This window comes from Desulfuromonas sp., assembly GCA_002869615.1.
Classification (GTDB): domain Bacteria; phylum Desulfobacterota; class Desulfuromonadia; order Desulfuromonadales; family UBA2294; genus BM707.
In genome coordinates, this window is the sequence record PKUH01000062.1 from 1 (window position 1) to 17,662 (window position 17,662).

General features: G+C 56.5%; 13 protein-coding genes and 1 tRNA gene. 7 read left to right on the plus strand and 7 right to left on the minus strand.

Annotated elements, in window-relative coordinates; translation table 11 throughout:
• A partial coding sequence (locus C0623_06485; protein ID PLY00836.1) for a hypothetical protein occupies nucleotides 1–246 on the minus strand: 246 nt, incomplete at its 3' end.
• A 535-nt stretch (nucleotides 247–781) separates the two neighbouring features.
• Between C0623_06485 and C0623_06490 the strand changes: the two genes are divergently transcribed.
• The 3 genes from C0623_06490 to C0623_06500 all read left to right on the plus strand — a co-directional run bounded on the left by C0623_06490 (nucleotide 782) and on the right by C0623_06500 (nucleotide 4,076).
• Nucleotides 782–1,849, plus strand: coding sequence for a hypothetical protein (locus C0623_06490; GenBank protein PLY00837.1), 1,068 nt, complete (start codon nucleotides 782–784; stop codon nucleotides 1,847–1,849).
• 149 nt (nucleotides 1,850–1,998) lie between these two features.
• Complete coding sequence (locus C0623_06495; GenBank protein ID PLY00838.1) at nucleotides 1,999–3,804, plus strand: hypothetical protein; 1,806 nt, start codon at nucleotides 1,999–2,001, stop codon at nucleotides 3,802–3,804.
• An 89-nt stretch (nucleotides 3,805–3,893) separates the two neighbouring features.
• Entirely contained in the window at nucleotides 3,894–4,076 is a 183-nt protein-coding gene (locus C0623_06500; protein ID PLY00839.1) for a hypothetical protein, read from the plus strand.
• Between the two features lie 59 nt (nucleotides 4,077–4,135).
• On the opposite strand, the gene C0623_06505 is transcribed toward C0623_06500, so the two are convergent.
• The 6 genes from C0623_06505 to C0623_06530 all read right to left on the minus strand — a co-directional run bounded on the left by C0623_06505 (nucleotide 4,136) and on the right by C0623_06530 (nucleotide 13,011).
• Nucleotides 4,136–4,948, minus strand: coding sequence for a hypothetical protein (locus C0623_06505; protein PLY00840.1), 813 nt, complete (start codon nucleotides 4,946–4,948; stop codon nucleotides 4,136–4,138).
• Between the two features lie 21 nt (nucleotides 4,949–4,969).
• Complete coding sequence (locus C0623_06510; GenBank protein PLY00841.1) at nucleotides 4,970–6,265, minus strand: aspartate aminotransferase; 1,296 nt, start codon at nucleotides 6,263–6,265, stop codon at nucleotides 4,970–4,972.
• 282 nt (nucleotides 6,266–6,547) lie between these two features.
• Nucleotides 6,548–8,770, minus strand: a complete 2,223-nt coding sequence (locus tag C0623_06515; protein ID PLY00842.1) for a hypothetical protein — start codon at nucleotides 8,768–8,770, stop codon at nucleotides 6,548–6,550.
• Nucleotides 8,771–9,033: 263 nt separating this feature from the next.
• Nucleotides 9,034–9,405 carry a hypothetical protein gene (locus C0623_06520; GenBank protein PLY00843.1) on the minus strand — a complete coding sequence of 124 codons (372 nt, stop codon included), beginning with the start codon at nucleotides 9,403–9,405 and terminating at the stop codon, nucleotides 9,034–9,036.
• Between the two features lie 37 nt (nucleotides 9,406–9,442).
• A complete protein-coding gene (locus C0623_06525; GenBank protein PLY00844.1) occupies nucleotides 9,443–11,014 on the minus strand; it encodes a 5-oxoprolinase in 1,572 nt (523 codons plus the stop codon).
• Nucleotides 11,011–13,011: a 5-oxoprolinase gene (locus C0623_06530; protein PLY00845.1), complete on the minus strand. Its 2,001-nt coding sequence runs from the start codon at nucleotides 13,009–13,011 to the stop codon at nucleotides 11,011–11,013. Before C0623_06530 ends, C0623_06525 begins: the two co-directional genes overlap by 4 nt.
• Before the next feature lie 139 nt (nucleotides 13,012–13,150).
• On the opposite strand from C0623_06530, the gene C0623_06535 reads away from it, so the two are divergent.
• From C0623_06535 to C0623_06550, 4 genes are all read left to right on the plus strand, one after another.
• Nucleotides 13,151–15,274, plus strand: a complete 2,124-nt coding sequence (locus tag C0623_06535; protein ID PLY00846.1) for a hypothetical protein — start codon at nucleotides 13,151–13,153, stop codon at nucleotides 15,272–15,274.
• 70 nt (nucleotides 15,275–15,344) lie between these two features.
• Nucleotides 15,345–16,706 carry an aminodeoxychorismate synthase, component I gene (gene pabB / locus C0623_06540; GenBank protein ID PLY00847.1) on the plus strand — a complete coding sequence of 454 codons (1,362 nt, stop codon included), beginning with the start codon at nucleotides 15,345–15,347 and terminating at the stop codon, nucleotides 16,704–16,706.
• Nucleotides 16,696–17,532 (plus strand): hypothetical protein, encoded by an 837-nt coding sequence (locus C0623_06545; GenBank protein ID PLY00848.1) that lies wholly within the window; start codon nucleotides 16,696–16,698, stop codon nucleotides 17,530–17,532. Before pabB ends, C0623_06545 begins: the two co-directional genes overlap by 11 nt.
• Before the next feature lie 45 nt (nucleotides 17,533–17,577).
• A tRNA-Leu gene (locus C0623_06550) sits at nucleotides 17,578–17,662 on the plus strand.

Consider the following 17,662-nt stretch of genomic DNA (forward strand, 5'->3'; position numbering starts at 1 on the left):
AAGGCTCGGATTCTGTTTATTCCATTTATGGTTGGCTTTGTACTCCTCCAGCTTATTGATTGCATCACCTTCAGAGATATTATCCAAACCCCACCAGCCAAGAGTTGACACCCGCTGCACCCCTCCCAAGGTTTGACGAATGACCCATTGGCGATCTTTACTGGTTCCTTTTTTTCGAGTTGGATGCTCGCGAAAGTACAAACCTAGCCTTCCATCTACCTTAGCCAAATCATCTAAGCGCGACATAACATCTCCAATCCAAGGGTAACAATTAAGGTTACAAGTTTTTGCCCTAAATCCTGTAACCCCCTAACATTTCCTAAATTAACTACGCAACTACATAATAACAGCTTAAATGGCTTTTTAAAAGGGTTTAGATGATGTTTAATGATAAAATAGGAAGGCTTACTCTTTTGAATGGCATTCAAGAGGTCGGCGGTTCGATCCCGCCTAGCTCCACCATAAAAATTTCAAGGGGTTACGATTCATTTCGTGACCCCTTGTTTATTCTGGAGATGGGTACTGTCCCCACACTATCCCCATTCATTTCACCTTTATAAAAGACCCAACCTTCCTTAAATCACAGCAGATAAGCTGAGCTGCTGAAATCTATTCAGCAGCGGCAACCGGCCCGAAAAACCGTTGCAGAAATCGGTGGGCTCTGTGATAAGCTACCTGAAGATTTCGCCGACCAGGGATTAAATCGGCGTTCGTCCAGTCTGTCATATTGTTATTGTCTGCGCCTCTGCGCAGCGGAAATCCGGGTAAACAGGAGGAGAACATGCCGATCGCCCCGCCAGATGAAACCTTGCTTGATCTTCCGGCAATGGAATTGATGGACCTCTTTGGCCGAATGCGCAGCCTTACCGACAAAGCGGGGTTCTCTGCTACGCTGCCGGCAATCTGGCAATGCTCGGACGAAAGTCAATCGATCAAGAAAGCGCTGTTCGGCTACACCTACGACTGCCCTTCGTTCAACCTCGGACGGGTCGGCGGCCTTCTCGACCCGACCCGTCTTTCTACCGCGGCCCATCACGGCAATGATCTGGTCATCATTGGCGGCAGTCATATCGGCCGGGAAGAGAATGACGGCATCGGCTATATCCGACGCGTTCACGGCGGGGTCGCTCCCTGTTGCGGCATGCTCTGCCGCGTACTCAGCGAATACCTTGAAGTCTACCGGCGCGCGACCAAGCTGATCAAAATCTCGCAACAAACTGAACAATACACCATTGAAGTTCCGTACAAGTACCTGTTCCCGAAACCGGCCGGGGAGACGGCGCGGATCAGCATCAGCCTTGAAAAGTTGATTGGAGGTGAAGCCCTCGGTGAAGGAACTCTCGGTAAACTTTATCCGTTAAATCCGGAAATCGTCGAGAAAAACCGACAGTCACTCGCAGGCATGAATGAAACGCCGACTCCGATCGGCGAACTGCTCACCCCTGAGTCCTTCACCTTCAGCAAAAAGGTCGACCACGAAAGTCGTGAGCCACAGCACATGCTGGAATCCTCCATTTTTGACTTTTTCCCGGAAATCGTAACCTCGAAGCGCCCGCATCGCCGGATGTGCGATATCAACTCCTGGCGCCAATTCCATCGGATCGCCTCCTACATTACCGACAGCTTTGACGGCAGCCGGCGCAATATTTTTGTTCTGGCCGGGCTGACGATTGATCATTCGATCCGCCACAGCACCTTTGTTCCGCAATTCGGCTTCTGGATGGAGCAGGGGCGCGCTCTTGAGGCCCGATATTTCGGGCCCGGGGCAATTCAGCAGCTAATCCTCGAACAGAAAATTTACAGCCCGCCTTCGACCTTCCTTGAATACGCCGGGATTGACTTGCTTTAAGGATCTGGCCCGTAAATTACGCCGATACTCCGGCCGAAACCAAACGCCCACCCAATCCATTATTAAATATATATGGTTTTTAATAGATTTAATTAAAACACTGTTCTATACTATATATTAGACGGTGGGGATTACAGCTAGAGGTAGACATGTTCGGTCCGATCAAGACAATCTATACATGGTTGGAAAAAACCTTCTTCAACACCCTGACCAGAAAACTGGCCGGTAATTTTCTCTTTCTCGCCCTGCTCCTTTCGATCTCGATCTTCATCACCTACGATTACCATGACACCGTCCACCGCCTGGTGGCGATCAACGGCGATCAGGAACTGATGGCGCGGATTACCGACGCATCCAACGCTTCGATGCGCAAGATGATGATCCTGCACAGCATAGGTGCCGTCGTTTTTTTCTTCCTGATCTACTTTTTGCGGCACCTGATCGTCCGCCCGGTGCGGATGCTGTTCGAGATTTTTTCAGACCTCGGCTGGGCCAAGGGCGATCTGTCGGTCAACGTCCCGGCAATCTCGCATGACGAATTCCGTAAGCTGACCGATAACTACAACGCCTTTCTCGCGATGTTGCGCTCGGTATTTCTTTCGCTACGGCAACAGGGCGTCAATATTGCCGTCAACTCGGCAATCGTAGCGAACAAGGTCTCCCAATCGGCGAACCACGCCGAACGTCAGAACAAACTGTCTGAGGAGATTTTTGCCAGAACCCGCGAATCGCTGCAGGCACTTAATACGGCGTCAGGCAACGTCAGTCATATTTTTGATTCGACAACCAGCAACCTGGTGACTGCAAAGGGGAATATCAGCGAGCTGGTGCAGGTCCGTGATGATGTCAATATCATGAGCGACAAGGTTAATGAATTCGCCGAAAGCCTGCACACCATGGATGCCGGCTCCCAGGACATCAAGAACCTGGTCGATCTGATCAAAATGATCTCGCATCGCACCAACATGCTTTCGCTGAATGCCTCGATCGAGGCGGCCCGGGCCGGTGCGGCCGGCAAGGGGTTTGCCGTCGTCGCCCAGGAGATCCGCAAGCTTTCGGAGCAGGTCACTGAAGCGAATGACAAAATTTCCGAGCGTATTGGCGATATCCTGCAAAACATCAAAGTCTCCTCGGCCGAGGCGATTGATCTCAAGGAAACGACCGCGGCGAGCCGTGATGCCCTGAATACGACGTGTCGACATTTTGAAGAGATGATTGACCATTTCGAGGTCAGCTCCGGCCAGATCGAGGAGGTGACCGCTGCGATCACGCAGGTCCGCGGTTCGAGCCAGGTCATCCACGAGCGAATGTCGAATATTACAGAGTTGAACCACGCGGTCGCGCGGATGATGGACGATTCGGCAGGTTCCTCGGCCAAACTCAAGATCGAAACGGAAAGGATGCAGGAACTGGTCGCCCACTTCAAAACCGGCGAAGGTTACCTGGAGCACCTGATCAGTGCGACCTCTGACTTCAGAAACCGGGTTGAAGAACACTTAACAAATATGCTGGAGAAGCGTAACATCAATGTTTTCGATCGTGACTATCAGCCGATACCCGGCACGGACCCGGTTAAATACAGCACCGCTTACGACCAGTATTTCGAAAACGAGCTGCAGCCGCTATACGACAGGATGGTCGATAGCCTGAGGGGCGGTATCTTCTGTATCTGTGTCGATGTCAACGGCTATGCCGGCACCCACAACAAGCGTTATTCGCAACCATTGACCGGGGATTACGAAACCGACCTTCTGCAGAACCGCGACAAGCGTATTTTCGATGACCCGACCGGGATCCGCTGTGCCCGCAACACCAACTCTTTCCTGTTGCAGACCTACGCCCGCGATACCGGCGAAGTCCTGAGCGACCTCTCGTTGCCGATATACATCGCAAACAGACACTGGGGGAATGTCCGCCTCGGATTTAACCCCGGGGTTCTGATCGAAGATCAGTAACTTCAATTCTTCGGCCGAAATCGACTTCGCACAAATTCCGAATCAATTGTTATAATTGTTTACCGAACGTTTTCAGGGAGGAGCTGGCGATGGATGAACTGAAATCTGAGGAGTGGAAATTCGAGATCATTCTCGCATCATTCAAAACCGGGTCGACAATACCGGAATCACGATGTGACGAACTGCTTTCCATGGTCAGAAACTGGGCCGAAGAGAATGGCTGGGGGGTCGTTGCGTCATACAACGAGCACAAGGGAAAAGGTCATTCATAAAATAGCGTCAGTTGAACCGAACGATAAAATACCTGCACGGCAGTCATTTCTTTTCCGGATCACTCGAGAATCGTACTTCCCCCCGGCGGATAGCGTTTCAGGGCAGCCTCTTCCGGTTGCCAGTACGGGAGCGTTCCGCCAAGAACCGCACGCCGGTAATATTCGATCGGCCAGAGATGCGGCAACCCTTTGAAGCCGGCCGCCTTGCGCCGGGCCGTCACATCAAAAGTGTGGGGGTGATCTAGCGGGGCGTTGCTTCCCGGCACCCCGTCCTCCCGGTCGATATAGGCATCACTGATATCACCACAGCTGCCAAAGTTGCGGGGACCGTAGCCCCAATCGACTCCGGCATAAATACCGACCGGGTCGAGATAGGTCGATTGAACAAAGACCTCCGCCCGCTCCTCCTTGATCCGCTCACAGATTCCGTAGACGACAAAGGACCCGGCACTGTGTCCGATCAGATGAAGCTTTTCCAGGTTTTTGAAAGCAGAAAGTTCAGCGCCGAGAGCATGGCCGATGCGGCGGGCATTGAGGGTACTGCGGAACAGATCGGTTGAATATTCGCTCCAGTTGACCGTAACCGCCTGTTGCCTGTCATTCAAAAGCAGGGCATCGATTTCGGCGGCAAAACCATCGGCCCAGGAAGAGGGTTGGTCCCCCTTGCCATGGATCAGAACGATCACCTCTTCAACCCCGGCATCAATCTTACCCATCTCGACCTTTTGACCGGTCGGCCAGGGCACTGTTGAATAGATTACGATAAACAGCGACGTCAGCACGAACGGAATGCCGGGAACGACGATGATAAGCAGCAGCCATTGCTTCAGCGTCAGGCGGAAATATTTTTTCGCGGCCGGTTGTTCAGTCATGATGAGCAGCTTCAGCCACGGTTACTTGCTGGAAATCCAGTCACAGATTTTCGTTGTTGCTTCAATAACATGAGCGCAATGTTCATGTGAAAATTGTTCCGGAAGGTTTTCATCCGGAGGATATTCTTCTGCTGCCGCGAGCGCCTTCGCCCCATCGAAATCAACGAGAGCAATACGAGCTGTTAATTCATGCTGAGGCCGGCCGAATTCGCTTCCCGGCAAAATTGCCACACCGGTTTCGGCGAGAAGTTTTTCGCACATTTCAGCGGCCGTGTGGATATTATGCTGCGCCAATGCCTCCCGGAAACGGGTAAAGTCAGGAAATTGATAGAAAGCTCCCTGCGGCGGCGCCGATTCGATTCCTGCTGCCATCAACGCGGTGCGCACCGTTTCGTTGAGGCATTTGAGAATCCGGCGAGACTGTGTCAGGTAGTTATCGATCTGTGGACCACCATTGAACGCCCGCACAGCAGCGTACTGAATCGGTGCGCTGGTCGCCGTAAAGGTTTCGCTGGAGACGGCGGCCATCCCTTCGAGAAGCCAGTTTAATGACTCCGGAAAAGCAAACGTACCAAGCCTCCAGCCACCGGCGCCGCACCATTTGCTCATGCCGCTGCTGACGATAGTCCCTTCCGGGTAGTACCTGGCGATCGAACAGTGTTCACCGGTAAAATTAAGCTCACCATATATCTCATCGGACAGCAGAATGAGATTGTAGGAACCGGCAACCTCGGCCAGCGCTTTCAATTCATCATCCGAGTAACTGCATCCCGTCGGGTTGTTCGGGTAGTTGAGGATAACAATCCGTGGTTTCGACGGATCCTTGCGGCACAGCTTTTCCAGCTCCTCGGGCGTCAGCAACCACCGGTTGTCGCTCCGGGTCGGCAACCAATAGACGTGCCTGCCGATGATGTGAGCCTGCGGGGCGTAGGAGACCCAGCTCGGAGTCGGGATGACCAGGTCTCCATAGTAGGCAAGCTGCAGAATAAACATCAGCTCCTTGGATCCGGGACCGACCAGGATATGCTCCGGATCAAAATAGAGACCCTGGGTGCGCTGATAATAATTGGCGACGGCTTCCTGCAGTGCCGGCAAACCCCGCACCGGCAGATAATCCTTCTGATGCGCATTGATCTTTAATTCCTCAACAACGACATCCGGCACCGGAAAGGGGGACTGACCGAGTCCGAGTTTATGAACGGTCCGGCCAGCCTGTTTGAGCTGATTACTCAGCTCATTAATCCCGAGAGTGGCCGAAACCGGCAACCCGCGGACATTGAGGTTCAGGTGCTTTTCAAATTGACGAACCTTTTTCATGACAACCTTTCTTGATGTACAGCCTGAGTTAATAGTTCCCTCGAACCCTGCTTTGCTAACGGGTCTGATCTGCTGGCAAGATCGCCTCCCGGGATTTTTTTACCAGCAGGCCCCCCGGTCGATAACGTCGATTCCGCAGGGCAATCGCTCAATCATCGACGTCTGCCCTGCTCTCCCGGCAAATGTTTAATGTCGACATTATCGCAAACAGAGAAAATCTCAATAAAAAAACGGGACTTCCTGCAAGAGAAAGCCCCGCCTATTCCGTCAACATCGATCCCGTTAATCTTCGTCGTCCGGTTCGAGGAATTTTTCGATCAGAGCACGTGAGCTGTCATCGATTTCCATGAAACGGACACCAAAACCGTTTGGATAGTCGGGCTTGATCGGATCCGGGCGCTGATTATACCAGGTTACCGCACCGCGACAGCGGACCGGCTCCTCGGTATCCTCATAGAGCCTGAACTCAAGCTCGATAACCTTTCCGACATCGAAATATTCCTTGCTGTCGACAAACAGGCCACCGGTACTGATATCGAGACCGATGCCGGTAAAAGAGACGCCATCGGTGCTGCTGCACTTGACTTCGAACAGACAGATCTTGCGCGGCTGACGCTCCTCACCATGAACTGACTCGGCTGAACCGGCTTCATTGTCGTCACCGATTTCTTCTGTTGCGAGACCGGCTCCGATCCGCTTTTCTTTGCCACTCAGCGGTTTAGGCGTATGTTTTTCAACTGCCGGTTCAGCATCTTCCGGGTCAGCCGTCTCTTCGGCCGGCCCTTCATCGCCAACGTGGTCGAGTTGGTCAAATATCTCTTCTTCATACTGTTTGTCGACCTCGAGATCGTCATCGATATCGAGCGGTTCCGGCTTTTCCTCGAGATCCTCGGGATCGACATGTTTTTCAGCTTTTTCAGCCTTGGCCGCTGCTGACCGGGTCAGATAGAAACAACCGAGGATGACTAGAGCAACGATAAATAACAGAGCGCCGGCATGCAGAGCACTGAATTCGATCTCGGGCCCGGAAACCGGCGCAGCCGTTTTCTTCACCGGCCCGTTCTCTGGTGGCGAAGGCTCTTTCGGCACAACCGGCTCTGTTAATTCAACCTCTTTTTTGGGCGGCGCCGTCTCTGCGGAGTTGCTGGCCGCTGCCTTCGGTTCTGCCGCGACCGGTTTTACTTCCGGCTTCTTTGCCGCCGGTTTTTCCACGGCAGCCGGTTTCTTTTCGACCGGTTTCTCTAGCGGCACCGGGACTTTTTCTACAGAAGCAGCCGACTCCTCAACGCTCGCACGGTCGCCACTGTACGGCTTGAGCGGCGGCCGTTCCGGTGCGGTCGGTTGCGGAGCCGGTTTGGCAGCTTCGACCGGTTCAGGCTTGACCTGCGGTTCCGGCTCGACACTGGCAACCTGTACCGGCTTTTTCGCCTGAGCAGTGCGCGTAAAGGTTCCATAGTCGGTCGGAGCCGCAGGGGGGACCCCTTCGTGCAGCTGGATAAACCCCGACGACTGGTTGCGCTCCTTGCTCTTCTCGTACTGTTTGGCGACTTCTGCCGAATTTTCAAATTCATTGATAAAAACGTAGCGGGTAACGCCATCGTCTTTGAGCTGCTCCTCCGGGACACTGTCGCCGGCGCTCATGTAGACGCCGACATTACCGGCAATTTTCAGATATGGCGCAACATGCTTGTAATAGAAAATCCGGGTGTAGAGATCAATCTTGCCATCGAGATTGACCTGTTTGAGGTCGGCGGCCTCGACGATATAGCGCAGCGCTTCATACCAGGGCGCTTTCTCGAGATTGATCGAAACATATTCCTCGTTCTGCAGGTAGACACTGACCGGTGCCGGCGAAACCGCGTCGATCGCCCTGACGGCCCGGGTCAGCGACAGCGCCCGCGACTTCAGGGTCACCGTCCGTTCAACCCGATCGTATTTGACCACGGCCGGTGCCGTCTGAACAGGCTGGGAGAGTTGCGGTGCCGCCGCCTTTTCTTGCGGCTTCGGTTCGGCCTTTTGAACCGTCTCGGTAAAAGCGATCCTGGAAGAGGTCGACCAGATTCCCTTCTTCGCCGTTTTCGCAGCTGCTTCAGCTTCGGCGAATTCACCGCGGCAGGAATCATTACGGGCCATACCTGCTTCGATCATCCGGGTATTGATATAGGAAATCGTTTCGACTTCCGGAACCGGTATATACAGCAGGGCAACAATACATTTTTCCGTGCCGCAATAGGACATTACCTTGTAACTGAAGGACTTGCCGGGAGGCAGGAAATTTTCGAGCGTCTGTTTCGCTTCGCTGCCGAAGGGGGAACTCAGCAACGGCGCATCGGAGCACTTCAGATTGATTTCAATCGTCTCGCGACCGCTTTTACCATCAATCTCGGCAAAAACCGTATCGCCATCGACAACCTTGACCACCTGCCCTTCGTCGGCAAAAACCGGAACCGCAGCAAGCAGCAAAAGGACCAGGCAAATAAAGGTTTTTTTCATGTCTGTCTTCATTGGTTGTCAGAATGTTCGATGATCCGGTGAGATCACGGGCAGCTGAGTCGCATCGCCCGATCGGTCGTGCTATTCACTTCCGAATCCGAACTCCCCTCTCTAAATCCAATTTCTTCTTTGTTTTCATCAACATAACTGATTGATTTGATCTTCTCCAATACCACAGTCCGGGTTTTAAATCAATCAACTCTGTCAACAAAAGAAACAGGAGAGAACTGATAGAAAGGATATGAATTGAAAAACCGGCAAAGCAGCCGGACGGTTTAGCTGCCGGCGAGAAAGAATTCAATCTGTTCGCGAAACGAATCCTGGCCGCCGCCGTGAACGCGCTTCACCAGAATCTCGCCGAGGGTGTCCTCACCCTTTTCCCGGTCGGGAATCAGGTTGAGCCGGTTCAGTCCCCTGCGGCTCAACCGGACCTGGGAAAACTGCCCCGGCGGCTTGAACTCGGCGTAACGGAGATACCCCTCATCCTCGAGAAAGAGGATGGTGAAGCGCATCGTCCGTTCAGCCAGGCCGGGATTCGGTGAGGATTTCAGGTCGCCATGATGCAGGGAGGTCGGGACCGGGAATTTTTCGTAAAGCCAGGATAGTACCAGGGCCGACCATTCATAAAAAGCATCGAGATTATTCATGTTATCCCCTCTTCTTAATAGGCGAATCGAGTATACACTATTTTTCCGGTTTTCCGAAACCGCCGCCGCCCGGTGTTTCGATCCGCACCCGGCTGCCAGCTGCGAGCTTGACCGTAAACTTCCCCGGCTTGGTGATGTCCCGGCCATCGACCACTACCGTGTTGCGACCGGGCGCGCCAGCAGCGCCGCCGCACAAACCGTAGGGGGCCCTGGTGCGCCGCTCCGAGAGCACCGTGACTTCGGCATCGGCGAGCAGTTCAAGTTCGCGGACCATGCCGTCGCCGCCACTGTGCTCGCCGGCACCGCCGGAATCGGCACGCACCGCGTACGCAGTAACCAGAAACGGGTAACTGTACTCAAGCGCCTCGACCGGCGTATTCAGGGTGTTGGTCATATGCGAATGAACCGCCGAAGCTCCGGCATGATGCCGGCTGGCGCCGCTGCCGCCTGCCAGGGTCTCGTAATAAGCGAACGGCCGGCCGGATACCGGATCGGTTCCGCCGATCGTAATATTATTCATCGTCCCCTGGCTGGCTGCCGGGATCTTCCCGGGGACCGCCCGCGCCAGCGCCCCGAGGATAACATCGACGACCCTTTGCGAGGTTTCGACATTGCCGGCCGCGACCGACGCCGGGTATGCGGCGTCGACAACGCTCCCCTGGCGGGTAAGCACCTGAATCGGCCGTTGGCAGCCGGCATTCGTCGGGATATCCTCTTCGACCAGGCAACGAAAGACGTAGAGAGCGGCTGACAGGGTGATGGCATAGACAGCGTTGACGCCGCCTTCAACCTGGGCACTGCTGCCGCTGAAATCAAGAATGGCCCGGTCACCGCGGATCTCCAACTTGAGGTCGATGACGATCCCTTCGGTTCCGAAACCGTCATCATCGAGGTGATCGGCATAATGGTATGTGCCGTCAGGAATCGCCCTGATCGTCGAGCGCATCATCCGTTCGGCGTAGTCGACGAGGGCTGATGAGTATCGATCAACCTGCACATCTCCATATTTTTCAAGCAGCTCCCGGCAGCGCCTGATTCCGGTCAGATTGGCCATGATCTGGGCGTTGAAATCGCCCTCGCGTTCGTGCGGCGTCCGGACTTTCAGGAGAAGTTCATCGAGAAAAGACCGGTCGACTTCGCCGGCGTGAACGAACTTGACCGGCGGGATGACCACCCCTTCATCGTGAATCGTCTTCGCCAGCGGCATTGAGCCGGGAGTCAGACCGCCGACATCGGCATGATGAGCCCGGTTGGCAACATAATAGGCGGGCGCCGCCGAATCGATAAAGACCGGTGCCACCACCGTAATATCGGGCAGGTGGGTGCCGCCGCAAAACGGATCGTTGAGCATCACCATATCACCTTTGACAAAGGGCACGGCGGTAATCGCCGCCTTGACCGATAGCGGCATCGAACCGAGGTGGACCGGGATATGGGCGGCCTGGGCTATCATGTCGCCGGACCGGTCAAAAATGGCGCAGGAGAAATCGCGGCGCTCCTTGATATTGGGAGAAAACGCGGTCCGGTTAAGGGTCACGCCCATCTCTTCGGCGATCGAGGCAAACCGGTTCTTAAAGACCTGGAGAAGGATCGGACTGATCTTGCTCATCGGCTCCCTCCGGTTTCGAGAATCAGGTTGGCCCACTCATCGACCCGGGTCGGGACGCCGGGCGGCACAACGATGGTTGAAGAGTATTCGACAATGACCGCCGGGCCGATGATCCGGTTGCCGCCTTGCAGTTTCGACCGGTCGTAGATCGTCGCCGCCATCGATTCTCCGGAAAACGAGATCGTACCTGTGCCGATCCGGGCCGCCGCATCGGGTTCCGGGCCACCCGGCTCCAGGCGCGGCAGCTCAGGCCGCCGCGGCCGACCAATGGCGCGCAGCCGGACGTTGACGATTTCGATCTCCTGGTCGCGATTGGCGTAGCCGTACATCTGCTGATGCCGGTCGTGGAAGCAGGCGGCATAATCGGCGCTGAACGGAATCATCAGTTCGTAGGACTGGCCCTTGTAGCGCATGTCGAGATAACGCTCACAAGCAATCGCTTGCGGCGCCATCCCCTCGCCGCGCAAATCATCCTCTCCGGCCGCCAGCAGCGGGGCGAAGGCCGTATCGAGCTGCGCAGCGCTGTCGGCCGTCAGGGTCAGCATCACGGTCTGTGAATAGTCCTTGATGATATCGGCCAGCAGCATACCGCCGGCCGACAGGATTCCCGGGTTGGCCGGAATGAGAACCCGCGGGATCTCGAGCAGCGAGGCGAGACTGGCGGCGTGCATGCCGCCGGCACCGCCGAAAGAGAACAGCGTGAATTCGCGCGGGTCGAAACCACGTTCGACCGAAATCACCTTGATCGCCCGCTCCATCGTCGCATCGGCGATATCGATCACCCCCTGGGCCAGCTCAACCGGTGACAGCGAAAGTTTCGCTGCCATGCCGGCAAAAGTCGATGCGAGCTGAGCACCCTGCAGCAGCATCGACCCGCCGAGGAAAGACTCCGGGACCAGCCGACCGAGAAACAGATTGGCATCGGTGACGGTAATCCGCTCACCCTTGCCGTAGCAGATCGGGCCGGGGTCGGCACCGGCACTCTCCGGTCCGACCATCAACGATCCACCGCCATCTATCCCGGCCAGAGAACCGCCGCCGGCCCCGACGGTATGGATATCGAGCATCGGCACCTTGACCGGGTAGCCGGCAATCGCCGATTCGGTCGTCAGCGGCAATCCGCCATCTAGCAGGGCGACATCGGTCGAAGTACCGCCCATGTCGAACGTAATCAGCTTGTCGAAACCGGCCTTCTGGCCGATTCGCCAGGCCCCGACGACGCCGCCGGCCGGACCCGAGAGGATGGTCCGCACCGATTCGCGCATCGCCGTTGCCGCTGAAATGCTGCCGCCGTTCGACTGCATAATCCGGAAACGGGCCGCCCCGAGAGAATCGCGCAAGCGACCGATATAATTCTCCATCTTCGGAGCTACATAGGCGTTGATGGCGGTCGTTGAGGTCCGCTCGTACTCGCGGAACTCGGACAGGGTTTCGTGCGACAGGGATATCGGGATATCGAGGGTCCGGAGCGTTTTCCGAACCATCTGTTCATGTTCCGGCCGGGCAAATGAGAAGAGCAGGCTGACCGCGATCGACTCGACGCCGGCGGCGGCGAGCCGTTCAACCAGTGAGCTCACGGCATCCGGATTGAACGGCTCGATCTCGACACCATCGACACTGACCCGTCCGGGGATACCGAAGCGGCGGTCGGCCGGAATCAGCGGCGGATTCTTCCGGACAATCAGGTTGTAGAGTTCGGGACGGTTCTGCCGGCCGATTTCGAGAATATCCTCGAAATGCCGGTTGGTGATCAAAGCCGTGCAGGCGCCTTTCTTTTCGAGGATAGCGTTGGTTGCAACCGTCGAACCGTGGACCAGCTCGATACGGCGTTGACCGGCAATCTCACTGAGTCCGGCGAGCACCGCCTCGGCCGGGTCAGCCGGGGTCGAAAGGCGTTTGTGTTCGCCCCAGGCGCCTCTGTCGCACCAGATAAAGTCGGTAAAGGTACCGCCGGTATCGACACCGACAACCAGATTTTCGGAATTATCCTGTCCCATAACCCGATTTTATGCCTGTTTCATTCACCAAGTTCAAGGAAAACCGGTGGCGGTCTCCGAAATGTCAACCACCTTATTTCTCCATTCGTCTGATATACTGGTACATGTTGCAGTATCTAATAACGACACGGAGCGCGCCATGAAAATTTCCGCAAAAATGTTCCTTCTGGCTGTTGCCTGGTTGCTGTTCCTGACCACCCCGACCCTCGGCGATGAGCACGAGTGGCCCCGCCAGATCGATGGCCGTGACACGACCATTATCGTTTACCAGCCGCAACTCGAAAGCTTTGCAAACGATATCCTGTCAGCCCGGGCCGCCGTCTCGGTGCAGCGGACGAGTGATACCGAACCGGTCTTCGGTGCGGTCTGGTTCGAAGCCCGGGCCGAAACCGACCGGGAAACCCGCAACGTCGCACTCCGCAACGTCAGGGTTCTACAGAGCAAGTTCCCCGAAGCTTCGGCCGATCAGACCCGGAGTTTTGAGCAGCTTTTTAACCGTCAGGCCTCCGGCTGGAATCTCGACATGTCACTCGACCAGATGCTGGCCATGCTCGAACAGAATAACCTTGCCAATATCGAGGTCGAGGGGCTCAAAAACGATCCGCCGAAAGTTTATTATCGCCAGCACCCGGCTCTGCTCGTCATGATTGATGGCGACCCGAAATTGCAACCGGTTTCAGGGAGCAAGGTGATGCGGGTTGTCAACTCACCGATGTATATAGTCTTTGAACCGTCGTTGAAATCATACTATCTGAAGATCGGCGACGAATGGTTCAGCAGCCACAAGGCCCGCGGCAACTGGCGCAGCGTCAGTCAACCGCCGTCATCGGTGCTCGAAGTCGCGGCCAGGGTCGATTTCCCGCCGGTTCCGCCCGAGGTTCAGGGCAACCTTGCGAACAAGCCGGAAATCATTGTCAGCTATGAGCCGGCCGAACTGATCGTCACCGCCGGCGAGCCGCAATACGCGCTGCTCGAAGAGGCCGGAGTGATGTATGTCGACAACAGCGACAGTGATATCTTCCTCGATGTGACCTCACAAAAGCACTACGTCACCCTGTCGGGGCGCTGGTACCGGTCCGATTCCCTGAACGGCCCGTGGACCTACGTGCCGGCCGATCAGCTGCCGGCTGATTTTGCAAGGATTCCGGAAGGCTCGGTCAAGGAGCACGTGCTCGCCCATATTCCGGATACGGTTCAGGCCCGGGAGGCGATTCTCGATTCGACCATTCCGCAAACGGCGAGGGTCGAACGTGACCGGCGAGCCGAGATTGAATACGACGGCACGCCGGAGTTCGTCCGGATCAACGGTACGGGCATGGCCTACGCCATTAACACCGCCACTGCCGTTCTCCGGGTTGACGGCCGCTATTATGCCTGCCTTGATGCCGTCTGGTTCGTCGCCGCCAGCCCCTACGGCCCGTGGCGGGTTGCAATTACCATCCCGCAGGATATCTACAGCCTGCCGCCGAGCGTACCGATCTATTATGTTCGCTATGTCTACATCTACGGCTACACTCCCGATATAGTCTACGTCGGCTACACCCCCGGGTATCTCGGCACCTACGTTTACCGCGGCCGGGTTGTCTACGGCACCGGCTATGATTACCGACCATGGTACCGGACCGTCTACTATCCCCGCCCCCTGACCTGGGGCTTCCATGTCAACTACAATACATATTACGGCTGGACCTTTGGCGTCGGCCTGCACGGCCACTACGGCAATCTCTGGTACAGCTTCGGGAGTGGCTGGTGGGGACCGGTGCACCATCGTCAGCACTACTACAATGAGGTCAATATCAACATCAACAGGAACGTCATCATTAAACGGCCGGGCAATATCTATCGTCCGATCAGCAAGGAATCCTGGCGGCGGCAATGGCAGGAGCGCTCCGAATACCGCACCCGGAAGCCGGATAACGAGAGAGTCAAGGAACGGTTTAAGGAGCGACCCCGCACCCGGGAAGAGAAAAGCTACCGCGAGAAGAAGTCCCGGCGCAATGATGTCTACATTGATCGCAAGGGGGAGATCTATCGACGGACCGACAAGGGTTGGCAAAAACGGGAGAAAGGGGACTGGCGGGATGACCGAAAGCTCCGCCAGAAAGACAACCGCGGGTCACGCGACAAGGTCCTCGAAAAAGAATACCGGGCCCGCGAGCGCGGCGATCAGCGCATCCGGAAAAGGGAAGTCCGCGAGGAAGACCGGGAAGAACGACGCAACTTGACCCGACCGGACAAAAAGGGTAAAAAGTTCAGGGACTGATCGCCGATGCACAACATTTTTCTTCTTTACGGAGTCCCGAAGGGGCTCCGTAATTTTCTGATTGCCCGCCATGCGCCGCTACCGAACAACAGCCTTTGATCCGCTGAAAATCTTCAGACACCTCAATCCGGAGGGGCCCGGCTTCCTGCAAAGCTTCGGATCTTCGGAGCGGGTGGCGCGCTACAGTATCGTGCCGCTCAGAACAGCCGAATCTTACCGGCTCGACCATGAACTGGTCCGCCTGCGCAACGGCACAAAAGAAACAATCCAGGGCAATCCGTTTGCCGCTCTCGGTCAGATACTTCACGCCCGGAAGGTCGAACGATCACCCGGTTCGCCCTTCCCCGGCGGCTATTTCGGCTATTTCGGCTATGATCTGGCCGGTGAAATTGAAGATCTGCCGCAGCGGGCCGCGCGCGATCTGTCGATGCCAAAACTCTGGCTCGACTGGGTCGATATCACTGCCGTTTTTGATCACGCCGGCAATGAACTGATCATCGACTCCCTCGATCCGGCCGTCGATCTCGAAGCGATCGGACAGCAGGTTAAAGCCGCCCTCGCCGACCCGGACCACCACCCGGCAGCGGCAGCAGCACTCGAGCCGGTTCCGGTCCTCAGCCGCGAGCAATTCAAGCAGCGGGTCAGCACGGCCCGCGACTACATCGCCGCCGGCGACATCTACCAGGCCAACCTCTCCTGCCGCTTTGATGTCGAACCACCGGCAGAGGTCAACCCGGCAGATCTCTACCAGCGGCTGCGCACGATCAACCCTTCGCCATTCGCCTGCCTGCTGCAATCACCGGCGGTCACCATCGTTTCCTCATCGCCCGAGCGTCTGGTCAGCCTCAAGGATGGCATCGCCGAAACCCGGCCGATTGCCGGCACCCGGCCGCGCGGCTACACACCGCCCGAGGATTCGCGGCTCGGTGAGGAATTGCTGGCTCATCCGAAAGAACGGGCCGAGCACATCATGCTGCTCGATCTCGAACGGAACGATCTCGGCAAGGTCTGCAAAACCGGGACCGTCGAGGTCGACGAGCTGATGGTGCTGGAGCGCTACTCGCATGTCACCCACATCGTCTCCAACGTCCGCGGCGAACTCCGCGACGACTGCGGTCCGTTCGACCTGATCCGCGCCACCTTCCCCGGCGGCACCATAACCGGTGTCCCGAAAAAACGGTGCATGGAGATTATCGATGAGCTTGAGCCGGTCGGCCGTGGTATATATACCGGCAGTGCCGGCTATATCAGCGCCAGCGGCGACATGGATCTCAATATCCTGATCCGGACCTTTCAACTGGCCGGCGGCAAACTGACCTACCAGGTCGGCGCCGGCATTGTCGCCGACTCCGACCCGGCCGCCGAATGGGAGGAATGCCTGGCCAAGGGGCGGGCCCTGCAACTTGTTCTCGGGGGAAAGCATGATCTGTAATCTGAATGGCCGTTTTGTCAGCGCGGACGACCCGCTTTTCGGCAGCCGGGACGGTTCCTGGCGATTCGGCGACAGCCTGTTTGAAACGATGAAGGCCAGGGACGGGCAGATCCGCTTCCTTGAGCGCCATCTTGATCGGCTGCAGGATTCAGCCAACCTGATCGATTTCCCGTGCGACCGCGACAGCATCACCGCGGCCCTCAACGCCGCGCTGCAGCAGGCCGGGCCCGGGCTTGCCCGCATCCGCCTGACCCTGGGTCGCGGCAATTTCACGACAATCGCACTGCCGGATAAGAGCAGCGGCTATTTCCTGATCGAGGTCACCGCGGCCGAAGAACCGGATGATTCCGAGCAGCGCGACGGCGTCCGCTGCATCATCGCCCCGAACCGGCGGGTCAACCCGCTTTCGCATTTGCCGCAGATGAAACGCGGCAACTACGCCGACTGCCTCTATGCCGCCAACTTCGCCCGGAGCAAGGGAGCGCGCGAAGCTCTGTTCCTCACCCGGAAAGGGCTGCTTCTCGAAGGCGCAACCAGCAATATTTTCCTGATCAGGGACGAAACCCTCCTCACGCCAATCCTTGGCGAATTGGTCCTCCCCGGAATCATCCGCGGCCGGGTTCTCGAACTCGCCGGTGAATGGGAAATGCGCATTGAAACCCGCGAGATATCTCTCGATGAACTTTACCTGGCCGATGAAGCCTTTATTAGCAACAGCATGATCGATGTTTTGCCGGTCGCCACGGTCGACGAACACAGCATCAGACGCGGCCCGCTGGCGCAGAAGTTCCTCGCCGCCCTGAAAAATGAAAATGCGGTCACATAGCCGCTTGACCACCCAGACTTTAATCACTATAATTCAGACCTCTTTGCCGAAGTGGTGGAATTGGTAGACACGTCGGTCTCAAAAACCGATGCCTTCGGGCGTGCCGGTTCGATTCCGGCCTTCGGTACCA